Raw genomic sequence first — 13,687 nt, 5'->3', positions numbered from 1 at the left:
CCACGGCGCTGCCGGGCTCCCGGCGGGGGAGCCCGGCAGTGGGGATCAGTCGTCTCGTTTGGCGACGCCCGCGACGAACGGCGTCTGGACCAGCCGGACGGTCCGGCGGCGGTTGACGAACTGGGCGCGGCCGGTGGGCAGTGTCCGCGGCTTCAACGTGCCGAGGAAGACACCGGCATCCTTGGGGCAGGAGAACAGGAGCGCGGGTGCCCCGAGTTCCCACAGGCGCCGGACGGCCGAGTTCATCATGCTGCGGGCGGCACCGGAGGTGCTGCGCGCGATGATCAGGTGCAGCCCGATGTCCGCGCCCTGGGGCAGCAGCGGGATGAGGGGCTGCAGCGGGTCGCCCATGCCGCCTTCGGCGAGTTCGTAGTCGTCGATGAGGATGAACAGCCTTCCGCCACTCCACCAGTCGCGCTTGCGCAGGCGTTCCGGGGTGATCTCCGGGCCCGGCACCCGTGCGCTCAGCAGTTCGGCGGCCTGCTTGACGGCTTCCTTGAGGCCGTCGGCGGCCACCGTGTAGTTGATCTGGTGTTCGGCCGGGACGGCGTCGTGCAGTTCGCGCCGGAAGTCGGCGAACATCACCCGGCCCTGGTCCGGTGTGTAGTGCGCGGCGACCGACTGCGCGATGTGGCGCAACAGGTTCGTCTTGCCGGTCTCGGTGTCGCCGAAGATGAGCAGGTGCGGGTTGGCGTCGAAGTCGAGCCACTGCACGGACAACTCGACGTCCTCCATGCCCAGCGGCATCCGCATGTCCGCCGTCGGGGACGGCGCGGAGGGCGCCGGCAGGTCGGCGGCCGGCAGTTCGTGCGGGAGCAGGCGCACCTTCGGCGCGGTCGGCGCGTTGGGCGTGGCCAGTGCCTCGGCCATGTCCATGGTGGCCTCGGCGAGGTCGTCGGTGGTGGTGCTGCCGTCGATCCGGGGGAGCGCGGTGAGGAAGTGCAACCGGTCGGGGGTGATCCCGCGACCGGGGATCTGCGGGACCTTCGCGGCGAGGCGGCTGTTGATCTCGGAGTCGATCGGGTCGCCGAGGCGCAGTTCGAACCGGGTCCCCAGCACGTCCCGCAGCCAGGGGCGCATTTCCGACCAGCGGCCCGCCGCGACGATCAGGTGGATGCCGAACGACAGTCCCCGCGCGGCCAGTTCGCTGAACCGCTCCTCCAGATCGTCGTAGTCCTGCCGGATGGTGTACCACCCGTCGACCACCAGGAAGACGTCCCCATAGGGGTCCACAGTGGACAGGGTGCCGCTCCGCCGGACACGGCGGTAGGAGGTCATCGAGTCGATGTTGTGCTCGGCGAACAGGGTTTCCCGGCGCGCCATGAGGTTGCACACCTCCAGCACGGTCCGGGTGACCCGGTCCCGGTCCAGCCGGTTCGCCACGCTGCCGACGTGCGGAAGCTTCGCCAGCGACGACAGCGTGCCGCCGAAGTCGAGGCAGTAGAACTGCACGTCGGAGGCGCTGTGGGTGAGCGCGAGCCCGCCGATGAGGGTGCGCAGCAGGGTGCTCTTCCCGCTCTGCGGGCCACCGACCACCGCGACGTTGCCCTTGCTGCCGGACAGGTCCGCGATCAGGGGTTCCCGGCGCTGCTGGGCGGGCACGTCGATCAGTCCCGCCGGGACGGTCAGCGTGCCCACGCCCAGATCGCCCACCGGGCGCGGGCCGAACTCGGGGTGGTCGACCAGCGGCGGCAACAGCTGATCCAAAGTGGACGGTTCGCGGAGCGGTGGCAACCACACCTGGTAGGCCCGCGGGCCGATGTCGCGCAACCGCTCGATCAGCATGTCCAGCATGGTCTTGGTGGGCTCGCCGGCGTCCTTGTCCACCTCGTCCGGTTCCGGCTCCGGTTGTTTGGCGGGCGGCACGTACGAGGTGCCGAACGACACCAGCTCATGGTTGATCACACCGCGCTGGCGCTTGCGGGCCGGGCGATAGGGCGCCGAGGAGTACGCGCCCTTGAAACGGACCAGGGTCTGGGTGTCCGGGCGCAGATAACCGTTGCCCGGGCTCTTCGGCAGTTCGTAGGCGTCCGGCACACCCAGCACACTGCGGCTTTCCATGGCCGAGAAGGTCCGCAGACCGATGCGGTAGGACAGGTGCGTCTCCACCTTGTGGATGCGGCCTTCGTCGAGCCGCTGCGACGCGAGCAGCAGGTGCACGCCGAGGCTCCGGCCCAGCCGGCCGATCATCGCGAACACGTCGATGAACTCGGGCTTGCTGGACAGCATTTCGCTGAACTCGTCGATCACGATGAACAGGGCGGGCATCGGTTCCAGCGGCACACCCTGGGCACGCGCGGCTTCGTAGTCGCGACGGGAGGCGTAGTTCCCCGAGGCCCGCAGATGTTCCTGGCGGCGGTTCATCTCGCCGGTCAGCGCGTCCTGCATCCGGTCGACGAGTTCGAGCTCGTCGGCCAGGTTGGTGATCACCGCCGAGGTGTGGGGGAGCTGGTCGAAACCGAGGAACGCGGCACCACCCTTGAAGTCGACCAGGATGAAGTTGAGGTCCTCGGAGGTGTGGGTGGTGGCCATCGCCAGCACGAGGGTGCGCAGCAGTTCACTCTTGCCGGACCCGGTCGCGCCGACGCACATGCCGTGCGGGCCCATGCCCTCTTCGGCGGATTCCTTGATGTCGAGTTCGATCGGCGACCCGTTGGCGGCGATCCCGATCGGCACCCGCAGCCGCCGCCGGGGGCTCATCCGCTCGCGCCGGTACTTCACCGGGTCGAAGGTGCTCACGTCACCCAGTCCCAGCAGGACGCTCAGGTCGTAGTCGGTGGCCAGCGGCTCCTCGGTCTCGGCCGCTTCCCCGACCCGGTACCGCGCCATGACCCTGGCCAGCGTCGCCGCGCCGCGCTGGGTGAGTTGGTCCGGCTCGCACAGATGCTTGGACACGGGCTTGCCGAGCCGGTCGAACGACACGGTGCTCATCGCTTCCGCGTCGACCGAGAGGAAGAGCGTGTTCTGGCGTGCCGCCCACGGCAGCGACCCGGAAAGGTCGAGCACCACCGCATTGCGGTAACCCTCTTCGCCGGCCCGGTGGTCCCCGGGCACGCCGACCCCGTCGAGGACGAGCACCGCGAACGGTTCCGACGCGGTCACCGGGGTGTCCGGTTCGAACCCCGGACGGCCGGTGAACACCTCCGCACCGAGCAGCGCCTCGGCGTCGGTGATGCTGTCGGTGACCAGCCGCCGCGGGCCCGTGGCGTCGCGTGATTCCAGGTCCTGCGCGTGCGGCAGCCACTTGATCCAGTCCCAGTGCTGCGCCGTCTCCTCCGTGGCGCAGATCGCGATCTTGAGGTCGCCGGGCGCGTGCGCGGTGGCGGCCTGGGCGAGCATGGCCCGGACCAGGCCGCGGATGGCGTCGGGATCGCCGGAGAACTGGATCTGCGCGAAACCGCGCAGGTACACCGCGATCGGCGCGTGCGGCAGCGACGTGTAGGCCTGGAGGAACCGGCGCAGCGCATGGGCGGCCAGCGGCTCGAGGTCCTCGACGGGCTTGGTTTCCGGTGGCATGAGCTTGGTGGTCGACCGCTGGGTGCCCAGCCCGATCCGGATCTCGCCGAAGTCGTCGTGGGCAGGCCTGCGCTCCCACAACCGGTAGGACATCGCCACCGACCACAGCGCGCCGGGGTCGGGATGCAGCCAGCGCCCGGCGTTCTGCTGCTCGCTCAGCGCCTTGCGGACCGACTTGCGGAGCTGCGTCAGGTAGCGCAGGTAGTCGCGCCGGTCACCGTGCAGTTTTTCCTTGTGGTTCAGCGAATTCCGCATGAACTGGGCGACGACCATGCCGATGGAGGCGACCAGCATCAGGCCGCCGCCGATGTAGGCGATCAGACCGGAGTCGGGCCGCAGGAAGATCATCACCATGGCGAGGGAGCTCAGGCTCATCGGCGCGTACACGAGGATGGAACCGACGCCGCCCGGAGCCCGCTCCGGTACCGACGGAGGTTCCTGCATGGCTATCTCACCGTCGGGTGCCGACGGCCCGAACCGCCGCGCCCGCCGGCTGAACAACACCGTGCCCATCTTCTGCGCTCTCCCTTGCCGAGTGGTTTCCCCAGAACTCCAGGTGACGGCCTGAAAACGGGGTACACCCGCGGACGGCCGTGACTACCTTGTCCCTCGTCTCGGGTTCTCGCCCTGGCAGGAAGGACCGGACAACCGGGAAATGGAAGAGCGCACACAGCATCGCATAATCGCGCCGGGACGGCTACGGTTCGTCTTGGGCGAACAGAGCACGGATCTGGCTTTGCCCGCCGAAGTCCCGCTGGGCGATCTGCTGCCCGCGGTACTGGCGCAGTTCGGCGCGGAGGTGATCGAGCAGGGCGCCGAGCACGAAGGCTGGGTCGTCCAGCGGCTCGGTGAACCACCGCTGGACGAGGAACGCACACCGACCGAGCTGAACCTGCTCGACGGTGAGACGCTGCACCTGCGCCCGCGTGCCGCCGAACTCGCGCCCATCGACTACGACGATCTCGTCGACGGCGTGGGCGAGCAGATCAGAAACCACCCGGGTGCCTGGTCGCCGCAAAGAACCCGGTGGATGCTGTTGCTCGGGGCCGGTGCGGCGCTGATCACCGGGCTGCCGTTGCTGCTGGGCGGCGGTGATCCCGGGATGCGTGCCGCGATGGCCGGCGTCGGCGCGCTCGCCATGCTGGCCGGCGCGGCGGTAGCGGCACGCGCGATGGTCAACCCGCTCGCGGCCACGGTGCTGGCCGGGGTCGCCACCCTCTACGCCGCCGTGGCCTGCGGGGTCGGGGTGGGCGTCGTCGCCCCGCTGGCCTCGTGGCAGGTGCACTGGGCCAGTGCGGCGTTGGGCGCACTCGTCGCGTTGAGCGCCGGACTCACCCTCGTGGCGGACGGGGCGCTGCTGTTCGCCGGGGCGCTGACCGCGGACCTGCTGCTCTGCGTACCGCTGATCATCGGTGCGACGACCTCGCTCACCGCGCCGGAGGCCGCCGCGATCGGTATCACGGTCAGTCTCGTCGTCGGGCTCTTCGTGCCGGGGTTGGCGTTCCGGTTGTCCGGGTTGACTCTGCCCCTGCTGCCGACCAACGCCGACGAACTGCGCCAGGACACCGATCCGGTGCCCTTCCAGGTGGTGGTCGACCGGGGTCAGGCGACCATCGGTTATCTCATGGCGCTGCACATCGGGACCGGCATCGCGCAGTCGATCCTGTTCCTGCTTTTCCTGCCCGCGAAAGGGATTTTCGCGGTGATCCTCAACGCCGTCGTCGCGGCGCTGTTGTTCATGCGTTCCAAGCACAACAACGGCACCGTGTCGAGGTGGGCCGTGCTGGTGCCCGGCGGTGTCGGGGTGCTGACCCTGGTCCTGCGGCTCGGAATGCCGCAGGACCTGGTGAGCCGGCTGCTGCAGGTGTGGTTCCCGCTGGTCGCGATCGCGGTGCTGTTGCTGATGCTCAGTGAACGGATGCCGGGCAACCGGCTGCGGCCCTACTGGGGCCGGGCGGTCGACATTCTGGAGTCGCTGTCCGCGGTCGCGGTCCTCCCGTTGCTCCTGGGCATGCTGGACGTCTACTCCGCGATTCGTGGGGCGATCGGCTGATGCAGTCGCGAAAGGATCAGGTCCAGGCCTACTTCTTCGTGGTGGGCCGGCTTTTCTCGGCCCTGACCCACGGAAAGCCGGACATCCTGGAGACGCCGAGCCGCCGGTTCAGCACCGGAGTCACGCTGGGCGGCGTCCTGGGGGGACTGCTGATCGGCATCTTCGCGATCATCGGGATCTATTCGCCCGGGACCACCAACGCGTGGGAGAAGCCGGGCTCGATCATCATCGACAAGGAGACCGGCGCCCGCTTCCTGTTCCTGGACGGGAAACTGCGGCCGGTGCTGAACTTCAGCTCCGCCAAGCTGGCGACGGGATCGGGTTCCGGCTCCACGTCGGCCGCCGCCATCGTGGCCGTTTCGGCGAACTCGCTCAGCGGCGTTCCGGTCGGGCCGCCGATCGGCATTCCCGGTGCCCCGGACGCGATCCCGCAGCCGGGCCGGCTCGACAGGGGACCGTGGACGGTGTGCGTCGGGACGGGGACCACGCCTGCCGTCACCGTGCTGCTCGGTGAGCATCCCGGTTCCCCGCTGGCCGACAGCGAGGGGCTGCTGGTGTCCACAACGGACGATTCGAAGTACCTGCTGTGGCGGGGAACCCGCTACCGGCTGGCGAACTCGACCGTGCTCGCCGCGCTGGGCCTCAACAGCACGACTCCGCTGCAGGTTCCGGCGAACTGGCTGAACCCGATCCCGCCGGGCCGTGACCTCACCGTACCGAAGATCGACGGCACCGGATCGCCGGGTCCGGTGATCGACGGCAGGCAGAGCATCGTCGGCCAGATCTACGAGGCGAAGAACCCGGCGCTGGGCACGGACCAGGTTTTCGTGGTCCGTCAGGACGGTCTCGCGCCGCTGAACCCCACCACGGAGTCGCTCCTGCTCTCCGCGCCGAGTACGAAAAACGCCTACGCCGGCGGCGAAGTCGCGCCGATCCCGGTTTCCCCGGCCGGGATGGCCGCGGTGCCGACCGCGGCCGGTGCCGCCGATCTCGCCGGTTATCCCTCGCCCATGCCCCACATGGTCAACGATTCCCTGTCACAAGGGACACAACCCTGTGCCCGGTTCGACGTCGGGGGAAACCCTGGCACGACACTGCTGACGGTGCCCACGGGTGAGGTGAACGCGAGTTCGGCGCCGGCGGGCAAGCACCTCGCGGGTGTGACCGCCGATCAGGTGGGGATCCCGGCCGGCACCGGTGTGCTCGCGCGCGATCTGCCGGCGCAGGGCGCGTCCGGCGGCACGGAATTCCTCGTCACCGACTTCGGGGTGAAGTTCCCGCTGCCGGGAAACTCCGCCGCGGCACTCGGCTACTCGGACGACTCGGCGGCGGACGTGCCGAACCAGCTGCTCGCCTTGCTGCCGACGGGACCGGTGCTGAGCCCGACGGCGGCTCTTGCCGAGGGAAGCCCCTAGGAGCATGCCCACGGTGGCCGATCCGGGCCGTGCCGTGGACGAAATCTTGATTCCATGAAACCACAAGGGTCAGACCAGTACCGAGGAGGCGACAAGTGGCTCAGACCACACAGATCGATCACAGCGCGTTCCAGCAGATCATCCAGAAGCACGCGGATGTCCAGAGCTACATCCAGCAGCAGCAGGCGCAGATCCGCAGCGAGGTCGAGCAGGCCCAGGCGCAGAACAGCGGCGCGATGATCAACTCGCTGGTCAGCGTGCACGACGACTGGGACGCCAAGATGAACGACATCAACAACAACCTCAACCAGATGATCGACGCCATGAAGACCACGCTGTCCAAGCTCCAGGCGCAGGACTCCCAGAACACCATCAAGTAATCCTCGCCACAGCCGGCAGTTCTCACGAAAGGAAAACCGAATGGTCGCCAACGACGGTTTCATCAAGTACAACCACGACGCCCTGCACGAGACCGTGCAGCAGATGTTCAACGCCAACAACCAGATCACCCAGCAGATGGAGGATCTGGAGAACCAGGTGAAGGCGAACAAGGAACTCTACCTCGGTTCCAGCTCGGACCAGTACGGGATGAACGCCCAGAAAATCGGCAACGACCTGCTGGAAAGCACCGAGCGGCTGCACCAGGTGGCCGGCAACGTGCAGGACGGCAGCCAGGAGCTCGAGGACCAGGACAAGCACCTCGCGCAGCTGTTCCAGTGACCCTCGCTTGAGCGACGTTCCCATGGGAAGGTGCCGGCTCGCCAAGGCGTGCGATCCACGCGAGAGTCGGCGCTTTCCTTTCGGCAGGACAGCTTCGATCAGGAAGGACAAGGCATATGGCTGACCAGACCGGTATCGATCCGGATTCACTACGCGCAGCCGCGAAGCGCATCGACGGCATCATGAGTGACGACGTGATGACCGTGTTCCAGGGTTTGAAGGACCAGCCGCCCACCGCGGGTGGCTTCCCGACCGCGACGTGGCTGCACGACCGGGTCGCGGACCGGGTCACGGCGGTTCAGCAGCAGGCGCAGATCCTCAAGACGGCGTTCACCGACATCTGCACCGGTCTGAACAATGTCGCCGATGATCTCCAGGGCACCGACCGCAACAACGGCGAAAAGCTCAGGCAGGACTTCGACGCCATCGGGAGCAAGGTGGCGACCGACTCGTCGTCGATCGGGACCAAGAAGTAGGACCTTCTCGAAACGACCCCGCGCCTGGGACGCGACGCCGACGGCGATGCGTCCCGGCGTCGAATCCGATCACGTGGGATGAGATAAGGAAACCAGGAAATGGCTGACTCGACCGCTGGGCTCGCCGGGCAAGACGCGACTCCGCCTCCTTCCTGGGACGTGAACCAGTACAAGACCTGGGACGACCTCGACAAAGTGGTCTCCGACCTCACCCACAACGGAGACGCGTGGGCGGATCTGACCCACAACGCCGCCGCCGAGCGGTGGTATGTCCTCGAGGACAAGCTCGGGAAGGCGATCAAGGCTCTCGGCACCGCCAACGCCTCCTTCCAGAAGGAGGTCTCGGGCCTCAAGGGACAGTTCGCCGGCGTGGCCGACCAAGCTTTCCAGGACCTCGCGAGCAAGGTCTACCGGCAAAGCGAAGACGTCTACAACACGATGAGCAGCCGTAGTTATGCCACCACGGTGGGCAACATCGGCCATGACATCCAGAGTTTCGCGCAGGCCTGGTGGGATCTCGTGCGTGACGCGCACAAGACGGAAGACACGATCAGATCCACCTATAAGTCGATCATCGACAGCGCGACGGACACGGCCACGATCACCAAGGCCGAAAACGACTTGAAAGACGCCTACAACAAGGCCGAGGAGGCGCTGTGCACCAAGTTGCGGGAGCTCCTCGGCCGCTGGCGCGACCGGTACGAGCTGCGCGGAGGCGATCTTTCCCCGCTCCACGTCGAGGTGCCGTTCGGCGGTCCCGGTACGCAGGGCGGCGGCTCCGGCGGGCAGAACGGCCAGCCCGACTACATGCCTTACAGTTACGGTACTCCGGCTAATTACGAAACACCGCAACAACCGTTGTTGCCGAGGCAGCAGTTCGCGCAGGCGACGCCTGAAATGCCCAATTTGCCGGCGAATGCCCCCGGGACGGGCGCGTCGGGTGCCGGCGCCGATTCCGGTGCGGGAGGCTCCGGTCCCGGTGCGGGGAGCTCCGGTTCCGGTGCGGGAGGCTCCGATCCCGGCGCGGCGGCGGCGCGCCAGAAGGCGTTGCAGGACGCCAAGAACGCCGCGGACGGTGCCATCGGCGCACTGCAGAACCCGTCTGGCGGGGCGGGCAGCGGCGCCGGAGACGGCTCTGGCGCCGGTTCACCCGGAACCGGTGGTGGTTCCGGGTCCCAGGACGGTTCCGGTGGCGGTTCGTCGCCGGGTACCAGTGGCTCCGGTTCGCAGGGTGCCGGCACCGGCGGTGGTTCCGGCGGCGGTGATCAGGGCGCCGCGGCGCGGCAGAAGGCGTTGCAGGACGCCAAGAAGGCCGCGGACGGTGCCATCGGCGCGTTGCAGAGCCCGGGCGGACTCGGTGATCCGGGTTCGGGCACCGGTGGCGGCTCGAGTGGCGGCGGCAGCGGCAGTGGGGACCCGGGTTCGGGGACCGGTGGTGGTTCGGGCGGTGGCTCGGACTCCGGTGCGGTCGACCCGGCGCGGCAGCAGGGGCTGCAGGCGGCGAAGGACGCCGCGAACAAGGCGATCGACGCGCTCAAGAAGCCGGGCGATTCGCCGGACCGGACGAAGGCGCTGCAGGACGCGAAGGACGCCGCGGACAAGGCCATCGATGGCCTTGCCGGCCCCAGCGGCTCGGATTCGGGCCAGGGCGGCGGCTCGGGCAAAGGCGGCGGCGGCTCGGACGGCTCCGGCTCCGGCTCGGGTTCCGGTTCGCCCGACAACCAGAAGGCGTTGCAGGACGCGAAGGACGCGGCGGACAAGGCGATCGACGGCTTGAACCACCCCGGTGGCACGGGCGCCGACGGCAAACCGTCGACGGTGTCCGATCCGAACCACCCGGGTGCTCAGTCACCGGACACCCAGAAGGCGTTGCAGGACGCCAAGGACGCCGCGGACAAGGCCATCGACGGGCTGAAGAACGGCACTGGCGACCCGTCGAGCCTGTCCGACTTCCTCAAGGGCACGGGACAGCCCGGCGACCCCGCGATGGGCAAGGCGGAGCACGACGCGCAGTCGGCCATCGACAAGGCCATCGAGAGCCTGCCCGGGTACAACGGCAACGACGCCTACGCCCAGGCGCTGCACCAGGCGAAGGACGCCGCCGACCACGCGATCCAGGCGCTGCCCGACTACGCCTCGGTCGGGGGCGCCCCGGGCGAGATCGGCGCGCACACGCCCGTGCTCAACTCGGCCGACCCGCTTGGCGGGCATGATGGTTCGGGCTTCGGCGTGGGCACCGGCGGTGGTGCGGGGGGCGGAGGCGCACCGGGGCCGGACGCGAGGCTGGACACCGATGTCGCGCAGAACGAAGGTCTGCACCAGGTCGGTCCGGACGGCGTGCAGCAGCGGGCCGTCGCGGGAGTACCGGCGGGGGCGGTCCAGAGCAGCCCTGGTATGCCGCCGATGATGCCGCCGGGCATGGGCGGTATGGGCGGCATGGGCGCGATGGGCGGGAACAAGCGCGAGCGGGAACCGAACACCTGGCTCCAGGCCGAGCACGGGACCTGGCGGGACGATCACGACGACGACGAACCGCCTTCGGTACTGGGACGAGCCTGACCCATGGCCGAGGTCATCGGGGGCGGCCCCAGCCCCGCCCCACCGCCGCCGCCACCACCGCCCGACCAGCCCAACATGGACCAGGTCGTGCAGATGGTCAACGCCGAAAACCCGGAGGTGTGGTACCAGCAGGCGGCGTGGTTCGACAAGGTCAAGCAGACCTTGTCCGACCTCAACGACGGGTTCCGCCGGGAGGCCAAGGGGCTGGAGGAGTTGTGGCACGGCGACTCGGCCGGTGCCTACGGCGGTCAGGTCGGCCGGGTGGCCTCCCTGATCGACCAGATCCGGCAGGGTCCCGACTATGCCGCCGCCCTGCGCCGCGCGGGCGACGCCCTCGCCTCGGCGCAGCAGCGCGTGCGTGACCTGCAGGCGCAGAAGGGCCAGAACCCGGACGGTGATCAGTCCCTTTTCGACCAGCAGGCGCGGCAGATCCTCATCGACCTCGCCACCGCCTACGGCGACTCCGGCGCGTTGCTCGGCCAGGGCCTCGCCCTCGACGGCGTGACCGGCAACGGGCAGGTGGCGCCGCCGCCGTTTCCGGGCGCCGGTCAGCAGACCGGCGGGGGCCAGGGCCCTGGCCTGGGCGTGCGCGCCGGCGGGCCGGGGCAAGCGGCCGATCCGGGCACCGGCGCGGGCCCCTTCGCGATCGGCGGTGGTGGATCGGGCACCGGCGCCCCGGTCGCCGTGCTGGGCCGGTCATCGGGCATGCGGCGGAACGGCATGTTCGGCTTCGGCGGGGAAGACGGTTCGGACAGCGGCACGCGCTGGGGAGAGCCCCAGCTCACCGACAGTGGCGTGATCACCGGCAGCAGCGGTGGCTTCGGCAGCGGCCGCGCCTCCACTCTGTCCGGAAAGGACAGTGCCAAATCCCGCGAGACGGTCAGCCGAGGCTCGGGCACGTCCACCGAGGACGAGTTGCAGGACCTGCTGGGAAGCCGGAAATCCGCCGCCCCGGCCACCGCGCTCGGCAAGCCGGCCAAGCGATCGCGCTCGGCCTGCTCGGCCGAAGGCGAGACCGAGACCAGCGAGCAGACCGACCCGCTGAAGCCGGCCACGACCGGAGGGTCCACCGCGAGCGGGAAACTGGCGACGCTCAAGTCTCTGGCCCGGACCGGCCCGACGGGATCGACGGTCCAGACGGACGGTTCGCAGACCGCGGACCCGTCCACCCAGACGGCGCAAACCCAGTCCGTGCCCCAGATCAAGCACGCCGTGGCCACCGCGCCGCAGACGACCACCACCGGACCGCAACCGGCCACCGCCGGGTCGCAGACGGCGACGACCGCGGCGCATCCGGCCACCGCGGCGGCGCAACCGGCCACCGCGGCGCAACCGGCCGCGCCCGCCGCGGCGGCACACAGCGGGCAGCCGGCGGCCACCGCACCGCAGCAACCCGCGAAGACCGTCCCTCAGCCGGCGAACACCGGTCCGGACAAGGTGGTGACGAAGGCCGTCACCGCGACGGGGGGTGGAGCGTCCGCACACGACCTCCCGGGCGTTCCGGTGACGCCGGACATCCCGGCGCCCGTCCCGAAGGGACCGAACCCGGCCGCCGAAATGCATCTGACGATCCCGGCGCAGGCCACCGCCCCGCTCGGCCCGTCCCTGCACGGTGGGGGGCCGCCCTTGCCGGTGCGCACGGTCTCGGCGCTTTCGGCGTCCGGAACCGATGCCGCCACGCCCGCGGAAGGAACGGCCCACGGCGGGCACGGTGGTTCCCCCGGCACGAGCACGGGGCCGGGCGGAGGCACTCCGATGATGCCCATGGGCACGGGCGGGATGATGCCCCGGCCCGGCCACCACGCGTCCTCGGTGCACCTTTCCGCCGACCCGGACTCGTGGGTCGCGGCGGCGGACACCCCGCTGGCGGTACTCGGCCGACCGGTCCGGCTTCCCGAGCCGCCGCCTGAACTGCCACCCGTGGACGGCACGGAGCTCAAACCCGAAGGAGACAAGAATGGTTGAGTGGCTGACTCCGGAAAACGCTGCCCTCGCGGAAGCGACGGAAGCGGCGATGCGGACGTTCGAGGGTGAGCAGCGCAAGCTGGCCGATCTCCAGCAGAAGATGGAAGAGGACAGCAGCACCGTCCGGTCGAAGGACCGGTCCCTGTCGATGACCTTCGACGGCCGCGGCGAGCTGACCGGGATGAAGTTCCACGGCACCAAGTTCCGCTCGATGGCACCGGCCGAACTCGCCCATCTGATCGTGGAGACGGTGCGGGCGGGCCGCACGCAGTACCTGGAGAAAATAAGCGAAAACGCGGGTACCAGCGCGCTTCTCGGCGTCGATTTCGCGGATCTGGCCACGGGGCGCGCCGATGCGGGGAAGATCGTGGAATCGATGCTCGCCCCGCTCGCGGGACAGCTCGGGGACTTTTGGGAAAGCGCTTTCGGTTCCCCGCTGAGCGGTAGCGGGGAAGTAAAGGGCCAGGTCAAAGGCGCGGACAACAGCGCCGACGGTAAAACCGAACGTGAGCGCGGAAAGTAGGCGAAGATGGCGGACGACATCACGAGTATCGACATCGGTGCGGCTTCCGAAGCATTCAAGAAAATATCGAAAACGACGGACGACCTGACGACGGCGTTCGGCAAGTTGACGACCAACCTCGCGGCGAAGTACGGCTGCTGGGGCACCGACGACACCGGCAATCAGTTCGCGAAGGAGTACGTGAAGAACTACAACGATTACATCAAAAACGGTGTGGACCTCACCGTCCAGTTAGAGCAGAACGCGACGGACCTCAATCAGGTCCCGGCACAGGTCTCCGAAACCGACCAGCAGAACGCGGACAACTTGGGCTGAGACCACGGCAGGGAGGTCCTGACCCACCACCGGAGAAATCCGACCCAGGCCGGTTGACCCCGGGTGCCACACCAGGCACCCGGGGTCAACCGGCCTGAAAAGCCAATGCGAAGATCAAGTCAGCGGGACACGAGCGGGAAACGGT

10 protein-coding genes are annotated in these 13,687 nt (G+C 69.0%); 9 read left to right on the top strand and 1 reads right to left on the bottom strand.

The genetic code is table 11. The features are described from left to right. Positions 1–45: 45 nt before the first annotated feature. Complete coding sequence (gene eccCa / locus ACFSXZ_RS30605; RefSeq protein ID WP_378268876.1) at positions 46–4,029, bottom strand: type VII secretion protein EccCa; 3,984 nt, start codon at positions 4,027–4,029, stop codon at positions 46–48. Between the two features lie 142 nt (positions 4,030–4,171). Here eccCa and eccD point away from each other — a divergent pair, with 142 nt between their 5' ends. The 9 genes from eccD (at position 4,172) to ACFSXZ_RS30560 (ending at position 13,542) form a co-directional block, all read left to right on the top strand. Next, a complete protein-coding gene (eccD, locus tag ACFSXZ_RS30600) occupies positions 4,172–5,569 on the top strand; it encodes a type VII secretion integral membrane protein EccD (protein WP_378268875.1) in 1,398 nt (465 codons plus the stop codon). Continuing rightward, complete coding sequence (eccB, locus tag ACFSXZ_RS30595) at positions 5,569–6,984, top strand: type VII secretion protein EccB (RefSeq protein WP_378268873.1); 1,416 nt, start codon at positions 5,569–5,571, stop codon at positions 6,982–6,984. The genes eccD and eccB overlap by 1 nt, the downstream gene beginning before the upstream one ends. Positions 6,985–7,079: 95 nt before the next feature. Further along, positions 7,080–7,364, top strand: coding sequence for a hypothetical protein (locus ACFSXZ_RS30590; RefSeq protein WP_378268872.1), 285 nt, complete (start codon positions 7,080–7,082; stop codon positions 7,362–7,364). Between the two features lie 40 nt (positions 7,365–7,404). Then, positions 7,405–7,704 carry a WXG100 family type VII secretion target gene (locus ACFSXZ_RS30585; protein ID WP_378268870.1) on the top strand — a complete coding sequence of 100 codons (300 nt, stop codon included), beginning with the start codon at positions 7,405–7,407 and terminating at the stop codon, positions 7,702–7,704. A 116-nt stretch (positions 7,705–7,820) separates the two neighbouring features. Then, positions 7,821–8,180 (top strand): hypothetical protein, encoded by a 360-nt coding sequence (locus ACFSXZ_RS30580; RefSeq protein ID WP_378268868.1) that lies wholly within the window; start codon positions 7,821–7,823, stop codon positions 8,178–8,180. A gap of 99 nt (positions 8,181–8,279) precedes the next feature. After that, positions 8,280–10,739, top strand: coding sequence for a hypothetical protein (locus ACFSXZ_RS30575; protein WP_378268867.1), 2,460 nt, complete (start codon positions 8,280–8,282; stop codon positions 10,737–10,739). Positions 10,740–10,742: 3 nt separating this feature from the next. Further along, positions 10,743–12,704, top strand: a complete 1,962-nt coding sequence (locus ACFSXZ_RS30570; RefSeq protein WP_378268866.1) for a hypothetical protein — start codon at positions 10,743–10,745, stop codon at positions 12,702–12,704. Further along, positions 12,697–13,227 carry a YbaB/EbfC family nucleoid-associated protein gene (locus ACFSXZ_RS30565; protein WP_378268864.1) on the top strand — a complete coding sequence of 177 codons (531 nt, stop codon included), beginning with the start codon at positions 12,697–12,699 and terminating at the stop codon, positions 13,225–13,227. The genes ACFSXZ_RS30570 and ACFSXZ_RS30565 overlap by 8 nt, the downstream gene beginning before the upstream one ends. A gap of 6 nt (positions 13,228–13,233) precedes the next feature. Further along, positions 13,234–13,542: a hypothetical protein gene (locus ACFSXZ_RS30560; RefSeq protein WP_378268862.1), complete on the top strand. Its 309-nt coding sequence runs from the start codon at positions 13,234–13,236 to the stop codon at positions 13,540–13,542. Positions 13,543–13,687 lie beyond the last annotated feature (145 nt).

Source organism: Amycolatopsis pigmentata (genome assembly GCF_042684065.1).
In the GTDB taxonomy this organism is placed as follows: Bacteria; Actinomycetota; Actinomycetes; order Mycobacteriales; family Pseudonocardiaceae; genus Amycolatopsis_E; species Amycolatopsis_E pigmentata.
This window is presented reverse-complemented; position numbering and strand designations above follow the sequence as displayed.

Coding starts and splice junctions, on each gene's coding strand:
- eccCa (WP_378268876.1), bottom strand. CDS start 4,029: ATGGGCACGGTGTTGTTCAGCCGGCGGGCGCGGCGGTTCGGGCCGTCG.
- eccD (WP_378268875.1), top strand. CDS start 4,172: ATGGAAGAGCGCACACAGCATCGCATAATCGCGCCGGGACGGCTACGG.
- eccB (WP_378268873.1), top strand. CDS start 5,569: ATGCAGTCGCGAAAGGATCAGGTCCAGGCCTACTTCTTCGTGGTGGGC.
- ACFSXZ_RS30585 (WP_378268870.1), top strand. CDS start 7,405: ATGGTCGCCAACGACGGTTTCATCAAGTACAACCACGACGCCCTGCAC.
- ACFSXZ_RS30580 (WP_378268868.1), top strand. CDS start 7,821: ATGGCTGACCAGACCGGTATCGATCCGGATTCACTACGCGCAGCCGCG.
- ACFSXZ_RS30575 (WP_378268867.1), top strand. CDS start 8,280: ATGGCTGACTCGACCGCTGGGCTCGCCGGGCAAGACGCGACTCCGCCT.
- ACFSXZ_RS30570 (WP_378268866.1), top strand. CDS start 10,743: ATGGCCGAGGTCATCGGGGGCGGCCCCAGCCCCGCCCCACCGCCGCCG.
- ACFSXZ_RS30565 (WP_378268864.1), top strand. CDS start 12,697: ATGGTTGAGTGGCTGACTCCGGAAAACGCTGCCCTCGCGGAAGCGACG.
- ACFSXZ_RS30560 (WP_378268862.1), top strand. CDS start 13,234: ATGGCGGACGACATCACGAGTATCGACATCGGTGCGGCTTCCGAAGCA.